Below are 17,462 nucleotides of genomic sequence, written 5' to 3' on the forward strand. Positions count from 1 at the left end.
CCCGCGCCTTTCGTCGCCACCGAGGAACGCCCATGGCCGAGCGCATGCTGCAATTCGTCCGCCTCCAGCAGCAGACGCCGGAGAAACGCCCCGCGAGCCAGCGGCGCGAGGATTTCGACGAGATCTACGCCCGCTTCGACCCGGAGCGCGCCAGGGCCCAGGCCAGCCGCTGCAGCCAGTGCGGCGTGCCCTTCTGCCAGGTGCATTGCCCGCTGAACAACAACATCCCCGACTGGCTGAAGCTCACCGCCGAGGGGCGGCTGGAGGAGGCCTATGAGGTCGCCTCCGCCACCAACAGCTTCCCCGAGATCTGCGGCCGCGTCTGCCCGCAGGACAGGCTCTGCGAGGGCAACTGCGTCATCGAGAAGGGCTTCCACTCCGTCACCATCGGCTCGGTCGAGAAGTTCATCACCGACACGGCCTGGGAGCAGGGCTGGGTGAAGCCGCCCACCCCCTCGCGCGAGCTGCCCTACAGCGTCGGCATCATCGGCGCGGGCCCCGCCGGGCTCGCCGCCGCCGAGCGGCTGCGCGTGCAGGGTTTCCAGGTGCATGTCTATGACCGCTACGACCGCGTCGGCGGGCTGATGATCTACGGCATCCCCAACTTCAAGCTGGAGAAGGAGGTGGTGCTGCGCCGCTGGAAGCAGTACGAGGCCGGCGGCATCCGCTTCCACCTCGGCGTGGAGGTGGGCCGCGACCTCACGCTCGCCGAGCTGCGCGAGCGGCACGATGCGGTGTTCATCGCCACCGGCGTGTACAAGGCGCGCGACGTGGAACTGCCGGGCAGCGACCTCGCCGGCGTGGTGCCCGCGCTCGACTACCTCACCGCCGCCAACCGCAAGGGCCTGGGCGACGCGGTTCCCGCCTTCGAGAGCGGCGCGCTGGACGCCGCCGGCAAGGAGGTGGTGGTGATCGGCGGCGGCGACACGGCGATGGACTGCGTGCGCACCGCCATCCGCCAGGGGGCCGCCATGGTCACCTGCCTCTATCGCCGCGACAAGGCGAACATGCCCGGCTCCATGCGCGAGGTGGCGAACGCGGAGGAGGAGGGCGTGCGCTTCCTCTGGCTCTCCGCGCCCGAGGCCTTCCTCGGCGCCGGCCAGGTGACGGGCGTGCGCGCCTGCCGGATGCATCTCGGCCTGCCGGATGCGACGGGCCGCCAGCAGGTGGCGCCCATCGAAGGCAGCCATTTCGTCGTGCCTGGCAGCCTCGTGATCAAGGCGCTGGGCTTCGACCCCGAGGATCTGCCCGCCATGTTCCGCGAGCCCGCGCTCGCCGTCACGCGCTGGGGCACGCTGAAGGTGGATCACCGCACCATGATGACGTCGCTGCCCGGCGTCTTCGCCGGCGGCGACATCGTGCGCGGCGCCTCGCTGGTGGTGTGGGGCATCCGCGACGGGCGGGACGCCGCCGAGCAGATCGCGCAATACGTGCTGGCCAAGGCCGGCCTCGCCCAGGCCGCGGAGTGAGAGACATGACCCAGGAAACCGGCGCCCAGTTCGTCGAGGCCTATCGCCGCAACGCGGCCCTGCTGAACGCGGCGGGCGTGGACACCATGGAGCACGACGCCTGCGGCGTGGGCCTCGTCGCCGCGCTCGACGGCAAGCCCTCGCGCGCGGTGGTGCAGGCGGGCATCGACGCGCTCAAGGCCGTCTGGCACCGCGGCGCGGTGGACGCCGACGGCAAGACCGGCGACGGCGCGGGCATCCATGTGGAAATCCCGCAGGCCTTCTTCGCCCAGGCGGTGCAGGACGGCGGCGACAGCCTCAAGCCCGGGCCCATCGCGGTCGGCATGGTCTTCCTGCCCAAGACCGATTTCGGCGCGCAGGAGCGCTGCCGCCAGATCGTCGAGACCGAAATCCTCGCCATGGGCTTCGGCATCTACGGCTGGCGCCAGGTGCCCATCAACGTCTCGGTGATCGGCGAGAAGGCCAACGCCACCCGTCCCGAGATCGAGCAGATCCTGCTGCACGACCCCGAGGGGCGCGACGGCGAGACGATGGAGCGCGACCTCTACGTGGTGCGCCGGCGCATCGAGAAGCAGGCCATCGCCGCGCAGATCCCCGAGCTCTACCTCTGCTCGCTCTCGGCGCGTTCGGTGATCTACAAGGGGATGTTCCTGGCCGAGGCGCTCTCGGAGTTCTATCCGGACCTGCAGGATCCGCGCTTCATCAGCCGCTTCGCCATCTACCACCAGCGCTACTCGACCAACACCTTCCCCACCTGGCGGCTGGCGCAGCCCTTCCGGATGATCGCGCACAACGGCGAGATCAACACGCTGCACGGCAACGTGAACTGGATGAAGGCGCACGAGACGCGCCTCTCCCACCCGCTGCTCGACCGGTATCTGGACGACATCAAGCCCGTCATCCAGGCCGGGGGCAGCGACACGGCCTGCCTCGACAACGTGTTCGAGCTGCTGGTGCGCGGCGGGCGCGACGCGCCCATGGCCAAGGCGATGCTGATCCCGGAATCGCTCGGCAACAACGCCACCATGCCGCAGCACCACCACGACCTCTTCCTCTACTGCAACGCGGTGATGGAGCCCTGGGACGGGCCGGCCGCGCTGTGCGGCACGGACGGGCGCTGGGTGGTCGCGGGGCTCGACCGCAACGGGCTGCGGCCGCTGCGCTACACCGTCACCGAGGGCGGGCTGCTCATCGTCGGCTCCGAGACGGGCATGGTGAAGCTGCCGGAGGACGCGATCCGCGCCAAGGGCCGCGTGGGTCCCGGCCAGTGCATCGGCGTGGATCTCGACAGCGGGCGCCTCTACCTCGACACCGAGCTGAAGGATCTGCTGGCCTCCCGCAAGCCCTTCGGCCAGTGGGTGGGCCGCACCACGCGCATCGACGGCATCGTGAAGGCCCAGGCCGCCCCGCCCGCACAGATGGCGGGCGAGGCGCTGCGCCGCGCGCAGCTCGCCGTCGGCTACACGCTCGAGGAGCTGGAGCAGATCCTGCACCCGATGGTGGAGGATGCGCAGGAGGCGGTCGGCTCCATGGGCGACGACACGCCGGTCGCCGTCCTCTCGCAGCACTACCGCGGCCTGCACCACTATTTCCGCCAGAGCTTCAGCCAGGTCACCAACCCGCCCATCGACAGCCTGCGCGAGACGCGGGTGATGACGCTGCGCACCCGGCTCGGCAATCTCGGGAACATCCTCGACGAGGACCCGACGCAGTGCGACATGCTCATGCTGGAGAGCCCCGTGCTCTCCACCGCCGAGTTCGTCGCCATGCGCGGCTACATGGGCGCCTCCGCCTGCGAGGTGGACTGCACCTTCCATGTCGGCGAGGGCGAGGCGGGGCTGCGCCGCGCGCTGGAGCGCATCCGCCGCGAGGCGGAGGAGGGCGTGCGCTCCGGCTGCCAGCACGTGATCCTGACGGACGAGGCGATGGGCCCCGAGCGCGTGGCCATCCCCATGATCCTCGCCGTCTCGGCGGTGCACACGCATCTCGTGCGCACCAGCCTGCGCACCTTCACCTCCCTCAACGTGCGCTGCGCGGAGTGCCTGGACGTGCACTACTTCGCCGTGCTGGTGGGCGCGGGGGCGACGACGATCAACGCCTATCTCGCCGAGGCCTCCATCGCCGACCGCCACCGCCGCGGCCTGTTCGGCGACCTCACGCTCGAGCAGGCCATCGCCCGCTACAAGAAGGCGGTGGACAAGGGGCTGCTGAAGGTGATGTCCAAGATGGGCATCTCCGTCATCTCCTCCTACCGGGGAGGGATGAACTTCGAGGCGATCGGCCTCTCCCGCGCGCTGGTGGCGGAGTATTTCCCGGGCGTGCCCTCGCGCATCTCGGGCATCGGCCTCGCGGGGCTGGCGCGGCGGGTGCTCGATCTGCACCGCAAGGCCTATGCGAGCGAGGCGGTGACGCTGCCCGTGGGCGGCCTCTACAAGCTGCGCCAGCGCGGCGAGGCGCACGCCTTCGGCGGCACGCTGATCCACATGCTGCAGAAGGCGGTGGAGACCGACAGCTACCAGACCTTCAAGCGCTACAGCGAGGCGGTGCGCAAGGGGCCGCCCATCGCCATCCGCGACCTGCTCGACTTCCGCACCGATGGGGTGAAGCCCATCCCGCTCGAGGAGGTGGAGAGCATTACCGAAATCCGCAAGCGGCTGGTGGCGCCGGCCATCTCGCTCGGCGCCCTCAGCCCCGAGGCGCACGAGACGCTCTCCATCGCCATGAACCGCATCGGTGCGCGCAGCGACAGCGGCGAGGGCGGCGAGGATCCCGAGCGCGCCAAGCCCCGCCCGAACGGCGACAACGCGAACAGCGCGATCAAGCAGATCGCCTCGGGCCGCTTCGGCGTCACGGCCGAGTATCTCAACAACTGCCGCGAGATCGAGATCAAGGTCGCCCAGGGCGCCAAGCCCGGCGAGGGCGGGCAGCTTCCCGGCTTCAAGGTGACGGGGCTGATCGCGAAGCTGCGCCACTCCACCCCGGGCGTGACGCTGATTTCGCCGCCGCCGCACCACGACATCTACTCGATCGAGGATCTCGCGCAGCTCATCTATGACCTGAAGCAGATCAACCCGGACGCGACGGTCTGCGTGAAGCTCGTCTCGCGCTCGGGCATCGGCACCATCGCGGCCGGCGTGGCGAAGGCGAAGGCGGATGCGATCCTGATCTCGGGCCATGCCGGGGGCACGGGCGCCTCGCCCGTCACCTCCATCAAGTATGCCGGCCTGCCCTGGGAGATGGGGCTGTCCGAGACGCACCAGGTGCTGCTGCTGAACCGGCTGCGCCACCGCGTGAAGCTGCGCACCGACGGCGGCATCAAGACCGGGCGGGACGTGGTGATCGCCGCCATGCTGGGGGCGGAGGAGTTCGGCATCGGCACCGCCTCGCTGGTGGCGATGGGCTGCATCATGGTGCGGCAGTGCCACTCCAACACCTGCCCCGTCGGCGTCTGCACCCAGGACGAGGCGCTGCGCGCCAAGTTCACCGGCACGCCGGAGAAGGTGATCGCGCTCTTCTCCTTCGTGGCGGAGGAGGTGCGCGAAATCCTCGCCTCGCTCGGCTTCCGCCGGCTCGAGGAGGTGATCGGCCGGACCGACCTGCTCAAGCAGGTGAGCCGCGGCAGCGAGGATCTGGACGACCTCGACCTCAACCCGCTGCTCGTGAAGGCGGATGCGGGCGGCTTCCCGGCGCATTGCACGCTCGAGGGCCGCAACGAGGTGCCCGAGACGCTGGACGCCGACATGCTGCGCGACGCCGCTCCGCTGTTCGAGCGCGGCGAGAAGATGCAGCTCGCCTACAACATCCGCAACACGCACCGCGCCATCGGCACCAAGGTCTCCTCGAAGATCGTGCGGCAGTTCGGCATGACCGGGCTTCAGGAGGGGCATTTGACGGTGCGGCTGCGCGGCTCGGCCGGGCAGTCGCTCGGCGCCTTCGGCGTGCGCGGCCTCAAGCTCGAGGTGTTCGGCGACGCGAACGACTATGTCGGCAAGGGGCTCTCGGGGGCGAGCATCGTGGTGCGGCCCGCCCCCTCCTCCAACCTCGCGTGGCACGAGAACACCATCATCGGCAACACCTGCCTCTACGGGGCGACCTCGGGCGCGCTCTACGCGGCGGGGCAGGCGGGCGAGCGCTTCGCGGTGCGCAACTCGGGCGCCATCGCCGTGGTCGAGGGCTGCGGCGCGAACGCCTGCGAGTACATGACGGGCGGGATGGTCGTCATCCTCGGCGAGGTGGGCGACAATTTCGGCGCGGGCTTCACCGGCGGCCAGGCCTTCGTGTACGACGCCGCGGGCACCTTCGAGCGGCGCGTGAACCCCGACACGCTGCTGTGGCAGCGCCTCGCCTCCGCCCACTGGGAGGGGGAGCTGCGCCGGCTGATCGAGCGGCATGTGGCCGAGACGGGCAGCCGCCACGCGGCCCGCATCCTGAACGACTGGGAGACGGAGCGCGGGCGCTTCTGGCACATCGTGCCGAAGGAGTATGCGCGCTATCTGCCCCGGCCTATGAGCGAGATGGCGGTGGCGGCGGAATAGCCGCGCGGCGCGGGCAGGCCGCGCCTTCACCTCGCGCGGGGCGGGTGGCATAGAGTCCGGGTGCGGATTCTCTACCACCTCCCCCTCTCGCCCTATGCGCGCAAGGTGCGCCTCGCGCTCGCCGAGAAGCGCATCCCCTTCGAGCTCAAGACCGAGCGCGTCTGGGAACGGCGCGAGGAGTTCCTGGCGCTCAACCCCGCCGGCACCGTGCCCGTGCTGGTGGAGGAGAACGGGGTGGTGGTGGCCGACAGCTACGCCATCTGCGAATATCTCGACGAGGCCTATCCGGAGACGCCGCTGATGGGCCGGACCCTCGCCGAGCGCGCCGAGGTGCGCCGCCTCGTCGCCTGGTTCGACCAGCGCTTCGCCGAGGAGGTGACGCGCAAGCTGATCTGGGAGCGCCACCTCAAGCGGCCCCTCGGGCTCGGCGATCCCGATGCCGGGGTGATCCGGCAGGGCTATGCGAACCTCAAGCCGCATCTCGACATGATCGGCTGGCTGGCCGAGCACCGGCCCTGGCTCGCGGGGCCGAACCTCAGCCTCGCCGATTTCGCGGCGGCGGCGCATCTCTCCGCGCTCGACTACGCGAACGACGTGGACTGGAGCCACAACGAGAGCGCGAAGGACTGGTACAGCCGCGTGAAGTCCCGCCCCGCCTTCCGCCCCCTGCTGGCCGACCGGGTGACGGGCATGGAGCCGCCCCGGCACTACGCCGATCTGGACTTCTGATCCGCGCGCCGCGATCTCCTTGATCGCCCGGGCGGCGATGCGGCAGGCTTTCCCCCGATAAAGAGGAGGAAACGCCATGCCGCTCCGTCGCCGCGCCGCCCTTGGCGCATCCATGCTCATGCTCGCCGCGCCGGGGCTTGCGCGGGCGCAGTCGGGGGCCATCCGCCTCGTGGTGGGTTTTCCGGCCGGGGGCGGGGTGGACGCCATCGCCCGGCCCGTGGCCCAGCGCTGGGCCGAGCGGCTCGGCCAGCCCGTGGTGATCGACAACCGGCCGGGCAACAACGGCAACATCGCCATGGACCATGTGGCGAAATCCCCGCCGGACGGGATGACGCTGTTCCAGGGCAATGTGGGCAACCTCGCGATGACCCACGCCCTGTTCCCCAACCTGCCCTTCGACACCTCGCGCGATTTCCGCGCGGTGGGGCAGCTCACCCTGGGCCCGCTCGTCTTCGCGGTGAATGCCGACAGCCCGATCCGCAGCCTCAACGACCTGGTGGCGGCGGCGCGCGCGCGGCCCGGGGCGCTGAACTTCGGCTCCGGCGGTTCGGGCGGGGTGCCGCATCTGGCCTTCGAGGTGTGGAAGCGCCAGGCGGGGGTGGACATCGTGCATGTGCCCTATCGCGGCTCCGCCCCCGCGCTGCAGGATTTGCTGGGCGGGCGCATCGAGATGATGCTGGACGGCTACTCGCTGATGCGCGGCGCGCATGAGGGCGGGCGCGTGCGCGTCATCGCCATCACCTCGGCCGAGCGCCACCCGCAGCTTCCCCAGGTGCCCACGGTGAAGGAGCAGGGGCTCGACTGGGTGTTCACGAGCTGGCAGGCCATCGTCGCCCCCGCCGCGACGCCAGCCGCCGTGCGCCAGCGCCTCGAGGACAATCTGCGCTGGTGCTTCGAGAACACCGACCTGCCGCGCGTGCTGACGGGCCTCGGCACCTTCCCGCGCTTCGCGCCGGGGGCGGAGGTGGACCGGATGATCCGCGAGGACCGCGCGCTCTGGACCAGCGTGGTGCGGGAGGCGAACATCACGGCGGATTGACCGCCGCCGGTGTCAGAACAGCTCCAGCCGCGTGCGGGAGACGCGGAAGCCCCGCCCCTCGCGGTTCGTGCAGGAGAGGCCGGCCTCGTCGGATTCGCAGGCGATGGCGCGGCCGATCCAGCGCGCGCCATAGCCCAGGACGAAGGCCTCCTCGTCGCGCAGCGGCCGGCGCACGCAGAGCAGCCGCGCGGGCCCCCGCGCGCCGAGGGCGAGGCTCGATCCCCAGTCGTCGCGGCAGCCCGGCGGGCGGGGCGGGGGGGTGTAGCTGCGCTCCTGCACGTCGCAGCGCATCCGGCCCTCCCGGAACAGGCAGTGGATGTTGCCCGAGGGCGTCTGGAACGCCGGAGGGGGCGTTTGTGGAAGCGGCTCGGCCGATGCTAGGAGCGGCGCCATCGCCCCAACGGCCAAGAGCGCCCGGAAGGCGGTCCAGATCATCGCGCTCCATCCCCAGGAACGAGCCATGCCCTTCCGCACTCTCGACAGTCTCGACCCGCGCGGCAAGCGGGTGCTGCTGCGCGCCGACCTGAACCTCCCGGTGAAGGATGGCCGGATCACGGACATGACGCGGATCGAGCGCCTCGCGCCCACCATCCGCGAGCTTTCGGAAAAGGGCGCGCGCGTCATCGTCTGCTCGCATTTCGACCGGCCCAAGGGCAGGCGCGTGCCGGAGATGTCCCTGCGGCCCATGCAGGCGGCCCTCTCCGAGACGCTCGGCCGGCCGGTGGGCTTCGTCGAGGACTGCGTGGGCCCCGAGGCCGAGGCCGCGGCCGCCGGGCTGGCCGATGGCGAGGTGCTGCTGCTGGAGAACACGCGCTTCCACGCCGGCGAGGAGAAGAACGACCCCGCGCTGGCTGAGGGGCTCGCGAAGCTCGCCGATGTCTTCGTCAACGACGCCTTCAGCGCGGCGCACCGCGCGCATGCGAGCACCGAGGGGGTGGCGCGGCTGCTGCCCGCCTATGCCGGGCGGCTGATGCAGGCGGAACTCGAGGCGCTGGAGGCCGCGCTGGGCTCGCCGCAGCGGCCGGTGGTGGCGATCGTGGGCGGGGCGAAGGTCAGCACCAAGCTCGATCTGCTGGGCAATCTCTCGCGCAAGGTGGATGTGCTGGCGATCGGCGGCGCGATGGCCAACACCTTCCTCGCCGCCCAGGGGCATGGGGTGGGGGCCTCGCTGCAGGAGGCGGAGATGCACGAGACCGCCCGGCGCATCCTGCAGGACGCGGCGGCGGCGGGCTGCGAGGTGCTGCTGCCGCGCGATCTCGTGGTGGCGGAGGGCTTCGCCGCGCACAGCCCGCACCGCGTGGTGGCGGTGGGCGCGGTGCCGGAGGGGATGATGGCGCTCGATGTCGGCCCCGCCACGGTGGCGGCGGTGAACGCGGCGCTGGCGGCGGCGCGCACCCTTGTCTGGAACGGCCCCTTCGGCGCCTTCGAACTGCCGCCCTTCGACGCCGCGACGGTGGCCGTGGCGCGCGAGGCGGCGCGGCTGACGGAGGCCGGCGCGCTGCGCTCCGTGGCCGGGGGCGGGGACACGGTCTCGGCGCTGCGCCACGCGGGGGTGGCGGAGCGGATGAGCTATGTCTCCACCGCCGGGGGTGCCTTCCTCGAATGGCTGGAGGGCAAGACGCTGCCCGGCGTGGCGGCGCTGGAGGCTTAACGACTTCTCAACAATACAGCCGTTGGTTGCTGGAGTGTTAACGCGGGCCGGGCCCACCCTGCCCGCATGCGCCTCAACCGCCTCATCGCCGCCGCCGGTCGCTCCCAGGGTCGCGGATTTACCGGATCTTCAGGGCTTGGCTGGACAGTGGCGCGCATGATCAGCACCAACTCCCTGGCCGCCTTCACGCAGGAGGTGGCGCGCAACCGCCCCGTGACCGAGGCCGCGGCCAGCGCCGCGGTGCGCCGCAGCCCCGAGGCCCGGCCGCTGGATGCCGAGCCTGTGGCGCAGCGCCGGCTGGACGCCGTGCCGCCCCTGCCCAGCAAGCCCCTGCCCCGGGGCTCTCTGCTCGATTTGCGGGCATAACGCCGCCATTCTGCGCGGCTTGCTGCGATATTTGTGCAAGTTTGCGGCGCTTTCCCGCAGCCGCGCCTTGCGGCGCTGCGTCATCGGTTCTTCACTCGCATGGAACACCCCCGTGTGACGAAAGGGTCTTGCCCATGCGAAAGCTTCTCCTCGCCCTGGCCGCCGCGGGCGGCTTCGCGCTCGGCGGCCCCGCCCAGGCGCAGGTGGCGCTCGGCGAGACCGGGCTCACCGCGACGGTGACCGCCACCTACGCCAGCGACTATCTGTTCCGCGGCATCAGCCAGACCCGCAGCCGGATGGCCTATCAGCTCACCGGCGAGATCGAGCATTCGAGCGGCGTCTATGTGGGCGCCTTCATCTCCAACGTCCGCTTCCTCGGCACGGATGCGCGGCAGGAGGTGGACGTCTTCGGCGGCTACCGCTTCACCGCCTTCGACACGAAGTTCGATTTCGGCGTGATCGGCTACCTCTATCCGGGCTACACGGCGCCGGCCGGGGCGGTTTCGCGCCTCGACTATTTCGAGGCCTATCTGAAGGTGACGCGCGAGATCGGGCCGGTGACGCTGCTCGGCACCCTCGCCGGTTCTCCGAGCTTCTTCGGCAACAGCGGCACGGGCATCTACATCGAGGGCGGCGCCGACTGGAAGACGGGCGTGTGGGATCTCACCCTGGGCGGCCGCGTGGGCTATCAGTGGATCGAGAACAACCGCCTCTTCGGCACGCCGGACTACGCCTGGTGGTCCATCAGCCTGACGCGCGAATTCCCGATCGAGCGGGTGGGCACCATCGTGGCCGCCATCGGCTACTACCAGACCTCCATCAGCGAGGGGCGCTGCGTGGGCGGGCAGAACATCTGCGGCGCCCGGGCGCTGGGCAGCATCTCTTTCCGGTTCTGATTCAACTCCGACTGGCCGGCGTCGGGCTTGACCGCCGCCGGTCCTCCTGGCGAGGCTGGCTTCCCGACCGGAAGGCAGCCCGCATGCGTTTCCCCGCCGCCCTCTCGCTGGCGCTGGCGCTCGCCGCCGCACCCGCCTCCGCGCAGGAGCGCCCCGCCCTCATCCCCGCGCGGGATGTCGCCATCACCTATCGGCTGCCCGGCGAGGGGGGCGAGATGCGCGTCGCCTGGCTCGCGGCGCGGCGGCTCATGCGGACGGAGCTGCCCGGCGGCCTCGGCTTCAGCGTGATGGACCCGGCCAGCGGCGCGGGCTTCCTGGCCATGACGCGCGAGCGGATGGTGATGGACATCACCCGCGCCCAGTTCCAGGGGCGCGGCCTGCTGCCGGGCGAGGACGCCCGCTTCACCCGGGAGGGGGAGGCGCGCATCCTGGGCCGCCCCTGCACCCTCTGGCGCGTCGAGCAGCAGGGCGAGGCGGGGCGCGTCTGCCTCACCCCGGAGGGGTTCGCCCTGCGCTCCGAAGCCCTCGGGCGGGAAGGGAGCCGGCTGGAGGCCGTGGCGCTCGACCTCGCCGCGCAGGATCCCGCCCGCTTCGAGCGGCCGCAGGGCTATCAGAGCCTGCGCCTGCCGCCGGCCGCCGCGCCCTCGGCCACCCCCGGCGGCGGAGGCTTGCCGCGCGGGACCGCCCTGCCGCCGCCCGGCCTCGTCATGCCCCCGCGATAGGGGGGCATACCAGCGGCCGCTTGCTTCGACTCCTGATACGGCCGGCATGACATGCCGACCGTATCAGTTACCCACCGGCGGTCCCGACCCGCCGTGGATGAAACTGTGGCACTATGGTTTGGCTGGTGGAGAGGTCGGCATGCCGATGGTGCGCCAGAGCCCGCGTGTCAGTTTCTGTCTAGGCGAGCACCCGGGCCAGGGTCTCGGGCGAGAGCGCCGCCCAGACCGGGTGCGGCTGCGCCGCCTCGCCCGTCGCGGCGCGCAGAAGCGCGAGGGCCCCCGAGAGCAGCGGCAGCCGCGCCTCCGCCCGGCCGGCCAGGGCCGTGAGGAAGGAGAGTCCCTCCAGCGTCGCGCCCAGCTCCGCCTCCGGCAGATCCCCGAGCCCGGCCAGCATCTCGTGCAGCGGCGGCACATGGCGGCGGCAGGCGGCGGCCAGGGTCTCGCGCTCGCGCCCCAGCGCGGCGAGCAGCCGCAGCGGCGCCTCCTCCAGCCGCGGGGGGGCGAGCAGCCGGGCCGCGCCGAAAAGCGGGGTGGGGTCCGCGAGGCCGGCGGCCAGCGGGTCCGCCAGCGCCGCGACCTCGAGGCCGAAGAGGCGCCCCAGCAGCCGCCCCATGGCCGGGGCGCCGGGCTGGCCCGCGATCCACAGACGCGGGCGGGCGGCGCGGATGCTCACCCCGCCATCGGAATCGCGCCGCGCCGTCAGCGGCAGCACGGGCAGGGCGGCGATGCGCGGGATGCCGCCGCGATGGGCGAGCGTCTCGGCCATCAGGGCGGCGGCGAGCCCGCCCGCGGGGGCGAAGAGGATGGCGGGGTCGCCGCGCAGCGCCGCGGCGATGCGCTGCACCGCGACGGGCAGCAGCCGCGCCGGCAGGCAGACCAGCAGGACATCCGCCCCCTCGACGGCGCGGCCGAGATCGGCCGCCACGCGCAGCGGCCAGCGCCCGGCCAGCGCCCCGCGCGTCACCACATGGCCGAGAATATGGCGCGTGCCGCCGCCCCGGGGCGACCAGATCACCACGTCATGTCCGCGCGCGGAGGCGAGGGCCGCCATCGCGGTGCCGTGCGGGCCCGCGCCCAGCACGGCGACTCGAAGGGGCGGATCGGCCGGGGACATCGTCACGACACTGCCGCGCTGGACCGCGCGCCGCAATCGCCCTCAACGGCTTGGGGAATGTGACGGATTCACCGTCCTGTCGCGCGGGCGTCATTGCCCTGCCCCGGAATGGGCGATAGCTCGCCGCATGCGCACGGAACAGCCGGTCCTCCCCCCGAGCCAGCCCCCCAAGGCCCGCCGCCTGCGGCGGGGCCGTCCGCTCCGCTTCCGCCCGCGCCTGCCGGGTGCGGCCTGGAACGACGTGCTGGGCGAACGCCCGGTGGGCGGGCGTTTCCGCGCGGTGCGCCGAATCGTCACGGCGCTGCTGTTCACCCTGCCCTGCATGGCGATCCAGGCCGTGCTGCTCTGGCTGCCGGGGCCCGCCAAGGACCATTTCCCGCGCTTCTATCACCGCACCCTCTGCCGGATCATCGGCCTCAGGCTGCGGGTGATCGGCACGCCGCACGGCCGGCCGCGCACGCTCTACGTCTCCAACCATTCCTCCTGGCTCGACATCCTGGTGCTGGGCGGGCTGCTGAACGCGCGCTTCGTCAGCAAGGCCGAGGTGGGGGACTGGCCGCTGATCGGCTGGATCGCGCGGCTCGGGCGAACCGTCTTCGTCAGCCGCGCGCGCGGCCGCACGGGCGGGGAGGCGCAGGAGATGCGCGCCCGGCTCGAGGAGGGGCAGAGCCTGATCCTCTTCCCCGAGGGCACGACGAGCGACGGCACCCGGGTGCTGCCCTTCCGCTCCACCTTCTTCGCCGTCGCGGGCTCGGCCGAGGCGGTGCAGCCCGTCACGGTGGTGTATGACCGGCTGGGCGGGCTGCCGCTCGGCCGGCGCGACCGGCCCCTCTTCGCCTGGTATGGCGACATGGAGACGGGCAGCCACGCCTGGCGGCTGCTGCGGCGCACGGGCACGCGCGTCACCGTGGTGATGCACGAGGTGCTGGCCCCGGATTCCGTTCCCGATCGCAAGGCGCTGGCGGCGCGGGTGGGGCGCACGGTGACCGAGACGGCCGCGCTGCTGCGGCAGAACCGCGAGGTGACGCCGCGCGCGGCGTGACGGGTTCGCGGCGCGAGTCGGGGAGGGCGCCCGCATCCCCGCGGGCCGCGCCGGGCCTGTTCGGCTCCGTCCCGATTGCGCCAGCCGGTGCCGCTGCCAAAAAAAGAGGCGGCCGCCGGTGATCTCACCGCCTGCCGCCTATCTTTTAGTCATTCCCGGGGTTTTCGCCGGGATTTTCGCCGTCTGGCGGGCCGTTTCGGCGTTGAGCCCCCCCGGTCCTTTGCGGCAATGTCGGGTCAGAGAGAGGGTTTTCCTCTTTCTGCCGTGTGACTGGCGTTTCCTCCCTAAACTCGGGCCGCCCCCTCGCGGGGTGGCCCTTTCTTTTTCGTAAATGGTTCCGGGGGCGAGTTTCAAGCCTTTTCTTGCCCGATCAACGTGGTGCGGCGCAGCATTCTTGCGCAGTTCGGTGCGAAAAAGAAACGAGTTCCATGCCCCATGCCGTCGCCTGCACGCCGCCGCGCCCCCGCCCGGCCGCGGGGCCGGGCTGGACGCGGCCGGCCGTCGGGGACAGAAGCCCCGGAATCGCGGTAGCCTCCGCCTGCCGCCGCCTGAGAGGGGAACCCACGACTTGCGCCTGACCCGTGCCTTCCTGCCCACCCTCAAGGAAACCCCGGCCGAGGCGCAGATCGTCTCGCACCGGCTCATGCTGCGCGCCGGGCTGATCCGCCAGACCTCGGCGGGCATCTACACCTGGCTGCCGGCCGGCTGGCGCGTGCTGCGCTGCGTCAGCCAGATCGTGCGCGAGGAACAGGACCGCGCCGGCGCGCAGGAGCTGCTGATGCCCACCATCCAGAGCGCGGAGCTCTGGCAGAGATCGGGCCGCTACGAGGATTACGGCAAGGAGATGCTGCGCATCACCGACCGGCACGACCGGCCCATGCTCTACGGCCCGACCAACGAGGAGATGATCACGGACGTCTTCAAGGCCTACGCCACCTCGTACCGCGACCTGCCGCGCAACCTCTACCACATCCAGTGGAAGTTCCGCGACGAGCTGCGCCCGCGCTTCGGCGTGATGCGCGGCCGCGAGTTCCTGATGAAGGACGCCTACTCCTTCGACCTCACGAAGGAGGGCGCGCAGCACTCCTACCGGCAGATGCTTTACGCCTATCTGCGCACCTTCGAGCGCATGGGCCTCAAGGCGCTGCCGATGCGCGCCGACACCGGGCCCATCGGCGGCAATCTCAGCCACGAGTTCATCATCCTCGCCGAGACGGGCGAGAGCCAGGTCTTCTACGACGCCGAGCTCGAGAGCATCGACTGGGCCGGCGCCGCCTTCGACTTCGACAGCGTGGCGGACATGCAGGCCTGCTTCGACCTCGCCACCTCGCGCTACGCCGCCACCGAGGAGATGCACGACGAGGCGGCCTGGGCCGAGGTGCCCGAGGCGCGGCGGCGGCAGGGAAGGGGCATCGAGGTCGGTCACATCTTCTATTTCGGCACGAAGTATTCCGAGCCCATGGGCCTCGCCGTCGCCGGGCCGGACGGGCAGATGGTGGTGCCCGAGATGGGCAGCTACGGCATCGGCGTCTCGCGCCTCGTCGCCGCCATCATCGAGGCGCACCACGACGAGGCGGGCATCAAGTGGCCCGATTCCGTGGCGCCCTGGAAGCTCGCCGTGCTCAACCTCAAGCCGGGCGATCCCGCCTGCGACGCGCTGGCCGAGCGCCTGCACGCCGCCTTCCCCGACCAGGCCGTGCTCGACGACCGGCCCGAGCGCGCCGGGGTGAAGTTCGCCGACGCCGACCTGATGGGCTTTCCCTGGCAGGCCATCATCGGCCCGCGCGGGGCGGCCGCGGGGCGGGTGGAGCTCAAGCGCCGCATGAGCGGCGAGCGCATGGAGCTCTCGCTGGAGGATGCGCTCGCCCGGCTCGCCGCCTGATGTTCGACGCCTTCGAGCGCACGGTCGCCGCGCGCTACCTGCTCTCGCGCAAGAGCGACCGCTTCACCTCGGTGATCGCCACCTTCTCCTTCCTCGGCATCATGCTGGGCGTGGCCACGCTGATCATCGTGATGAGCGTGATGGGCGGCTTCCGCCAGGAGCTTCTGGGCCGCATCCTCGGCCTCAACGGGCATCTGGGCGTCTATGCGGCCGAGCGCGGCGGCATCCCCGACTACGCGCGCATGGCCGAGACCATCCGCCGCCTGCCCGGCGTGCTCTCCGCCACCCCCATCGTGGAGGGGCAGGTGCTGCTCACCGCCGAGGGCGGGGGCGCGACGGGCGGCCTCGCCCGCGGCATCCGCCCCGAGGATCTGCGCGCGCGGCGCATCATCGCCGAGAACATCCGCGCGGGCTCGCTCGAGCGCTTCGGCGGCGAGGACGCGATCGTGATCGGCACGCGGCTGGCCAACCGGCTGGGCGTCTCCGTCGGCGACCGGATCACGCTGGTCAGCCCGCAGGGGCGCGCCACGGTGCTCGGCACCGTGCCGCGGCTGCGCGCCTACAGCATCGTCGCGCTCTTCGAAGTCGGCATGAACGAGTACGACAGCGGCTTCGTCTTCCTGCCCCTGCCGGCGGCGCAGCTCTATTTCCAGACCGGCGACGCGGCGACGCAGATCGAGGTCTTCGTCCAGGATCCCACGCGCGTGCGCGCCGCCAACCGCGAAATCCGCGCGGCGCTGGGACAGCCCGTGCGGATCCTCGACTGGCAGGACGCGAACTCCAGCTTCTTCGCCGCCGTGCAGGTGGAGCGGAACGTGATGTTCCTCATCCTCACGCTCATCATCATCGTCGCCGCCTTCAACATCGTCTCCTCGCTGATCATGCTGGTGAAGGACAAGGGGCGCGACATCGCGGTGCTGCGCACCATCGGCGCCACGCGGGGGGCGGTGATGCGCATCTTCCTGATGTGCGGGGCGCTGATCGGCGTGGTGGGCACCGCGCTCGGCTGCCTGGCGGGGGTGCTGTTCTGCCTGAACATCGAGAGCATCCGCCAGTTCGTGCAGCGCCTCTCGGGCACGGAGCTGTTCAGCCCGGAGGTGTATTTCCTGACCCAGCTTCCCGCCGTGCTGAACTGGGGCGAGGTGGCGCAGGTGGTGGCGCTGGCGCTCGGCCTCTCGCTGCTCGCCACCCTCTATCCCTCCTGGCGCGCGGCGCGCACCGATCCGGTGGAGATGCTGCGCCATGAGTGAGCCGGTGCTGCAGATGCGCGGCGTGGAGCGCCGCTACCCCACCGGGGCGGGCGCGATCGAGGTGCTGCGCGGGGCCGATCTCGCCCTCGCGCGGGGCGAGCTGGTGGCGCTGGTCGCGCCCTCGGGCACGGGCAAGTCCACGCTGCTGCACCTTGCGGGGCTGCTCGAGCGGCCCGACGGCGGCGAGGTGTTCGTCCAGGGCCGGGCCGCCGGCACGCTGGACGACGCCGCGCGCACCGCCATCCGCCGCCGCACCATCGGCTTCGTCTATCAGTTCCACCATCTTCTGCCCGAGTTCACCGCCGCCGAGAACGTGATGCTGCCGCAGATGACGGCGGGCGTGGCGCGGGCCGCGGCGCGGGAGAGGGCGGCGGAGCTGCTCGCCGCCTTCGGCCTGTCGGCGCGGCTCGATCACCGGCCGGGCAGGCTCTCGGGCGGCGAGCAGCAGCGCGTGGCCATCGCCCGGGCGCTGGCCAACGCCCCGGCCCTGCTGCTGGCCGATGAACCCACCGGCAATCTCGACGCCGCGACCGCAGAGCAGGTCTTCGCCGAGCTGCTCGGGCAGGCGCGGGGCAGGGGGCTTGCGGCGCTTATCGCCACCCACAACCCCGATCTCGCCCGGCGGATGGACCGGGTGGTGACGCTGCGCGAGGGGCGGGTGACCCCGGTGTGATGCGGTCGGCGGCTTCGCCGGACGTCTCGCGCAGGCCGGGTTGCCACCACCCAACGCGGCAGGCCGCGTTGGGGCCCGGTGGGGCGGCGGCACC

At 71.8% G+C, this 17,462-nt stretch carries 14 protein-coding genes; 12 read left to right on the plus strand and 2 right to left on the minus strand.

Annotated elements, in window-relative coordinates; translation table 11 throughout:
- The first annotated feature begins 32 nt into the window (after positions 1–32).
- From H596_RS0104940 to H596_RS0104955, 4 genes are all read left to right on the plus strand, one after another.
- Positions 33–1,469 (plus strand): NAD(P)-dependent oxidoreductase, encoded by a 1,437-nt coding sequence (locus H596_RS0104940; protein ID WP_027283956.1) that lies wholly within the window; start codon positions 33–35, stop codon positions 1,467–1,469.
- Positions 1,470–1,474: 5 nt separating this feature from the next.
- On the plus strand, positions 1,475–6,004 hold the full coding sequence (gene gltB / locus H596_RS0104945; RefSeq protein ID WP_027283957.1) for a glutamate synthase large subunit: 4,530 nt from the start codon (positions 1,475–1,477) through the stop codon (positions 6,002–6,004).
- 60 nt (positions 6,005–6,064) lie between these two features.
- Positions 6,065–6,733 (plus strand): FtsZ-binding protein FzlA, encoded by a 669-nt coding sequence (gene fzlA / locus H596_RS0104950; RefSeq protein WP_027283958.1) that lies wholly within the window; start codon positions 6,065–6,067, stop codon positions 6,731–6,733.
- A gap of 76 nt (positions 6,734–6,809) precedes the next feature.
- Positions 6,810–7,772 carry a Bug family tripartite tricarboxylate transporter substrate binding protein gene (locus H596_RS0104955; RefSeq protein WP_027283959.1) on the plus strand — a complete coding sequence of 321 codons (963 nt, stop codon included), beginning with the start codon at positions 6,810–6,812 and terminating at the stop codon, positions 7,770–7,772.
- A 12-nt stretch (positions 7,773–7,784) separates the two neighbouring features.
- On the opposite strand, the gene H596_RS0104960 is transcribed toward H596_RS0104955, so the two are convergent.
- Positions 7,785–8,207, minus strand: coding sequence for a DUF6636 domain-containing protein (locus H596_RS0104960; RefSeq protein ID WP_156910037.1), 423 nt, complete (start codon positions 8,205–8,207; stop codon positions 7,785–7,787).
- Positions 8,208–8,232: 25 nt separating this feature from the next.
- Between H596_RS0104960 and H596_RS0104965 the strand changes: the two genes are divergently transcribed.
- The 4 genes from H596_RS0104965 to H596_RS20130 all read left to right on the plus strand — a co-directional run bounded on the left by H596_RS0104965 (position 8,233) and on the right by H596_RS20130 (position 11,407).
- On the plus strand, positions 8,233–9,423 hold the full coding sequence (locus H596_RS0104965; protein WP_027283961.1) for a phosphoglycerate kinase: 1,191 nt from the start codon (positions 8,233–8,235) through the stop codon (positions 9,421–9,423).
- A 156-nt stretch (positions 9,424–9,579) separates the two neighbouring features.
- Positions 9,580–9,789 carry a hypothetical protein gene (locus H596_RS0104970; RefSeq protein WP_027283962.1) on the plus strand — a complete coding sequence of 70 codons (210 nt, stop codon included), beginning with the start codon at positions 9,580–9,582 and terminating at the stop codon, positions 9,787–9,789.
- A 134-nt stretch (positions 9,790–9,923) separates the two neighbouring features.
- Positions 9,924–10,685: a TorF family putative porin gene (locus H596_RS0104975; protein ID WP_027283963.1), complete on the plus strand. Its 762-nt coding sequence runs from the start codon at positions 9,924–9,926 to the stop codon at positions 10,683–10,685.
- 83 nt (positions 10,686–10,768) lie between these two features.
- A complete protein-coding gene (locus tag H596_RS20130; RefSeq protein WP_037300052.1) occupies positions 10,769–11,407 on the plus strand; it encodes a hypothetical protein in 639 nt (212 codons plus the stop codon).
- 178 nt (positions 11,408–11,585) lie between these two features.
- Here H596_RS20130 and H596_RS0104985 read toward each other — a convergent pair whose 3' ends face one another.
- Complete coding sequence (locus H596_RS0104985) at positions 11,586–12,521, minus strand: NAD(P)-binding domain-containing protein (RefSeq protein WP_084602578.1); 936 nt, start codon at positions 12,519–12,521, stop codon at positions 11,586–11,588.
- A gap of 127 nt (positions 12,522–12,648) precedes the next feature.
- On the opposite strand from H596_RS0104985, the gene H596_RS20135 reads away from it, so the two are divergent.
- From H596_RS20135 to H596_RS0105005, 4 genes are all read left to right on the plus strand, one after another.
- On the plus strand, positions 12,649–13,563 hold the full coding sequence (locus H596_RS20135) for a lysophospholipid acyltransferase family protein (RefSeq protein WP_051212401.1): 915 nt from the start codon (positions 12,649–12,651) through the stop codon (positions 13,561–13,563).
- Between the two features lie 568 nt (positions 13,564–14,131).
- On the plus strand, positions 14,132–15,445 hold the full coding sequence (gene proS / locus H596_RS0104995) for a proline--tRNA ligase (RefSeq protein WP_027283965.1): 1,314 nt from the start codon (positions 14,132–14,134) through the stop codon (positions 15,443–15,445).
- The gene (locus H596_RS0105000) at positions 15,445–16,695 is read left to right on the plus strand and encodes a lipoprotein-releasing ABC transporter permease subunit (protein WP_027283966.1); all 1,251 of its coding nucleotides are present in this window, start codon (positions 15,445–15,447) and stop codon (positions 16,693–16,695) included. Before proS ends, H596_RS0105000 begins: the two co-directional genes overlap by 1 nt.
- Positions 16,688–17,368, plus strand: coding sequence for an ABC transporter ATP-binding protein (locus H596_RS0105005; RefSeq protein ID WP_027283967.1), 681 nt, complete (start codon positions 16,688–16,690; stop codon positions 17,366–17,368). Before H596_RS0105000 ends, H596_RS0105005 begins: the two co-directional genes overlap by 8 nt.
- The last annotated feature ends 94 nt before the right edge of the window (positions 17,369–17,462 follow it).

Origin of the sequence: Rubritepida flocculans DSM 14296, assembly GCF_000425365.1 — a bacterium.
GTDB lineage: Bacteria > Pseudomonadota > Alphaproteobacteria > Acetobacterales > Acetobacteraceae > Roseococcus > Roseococcus flocculans.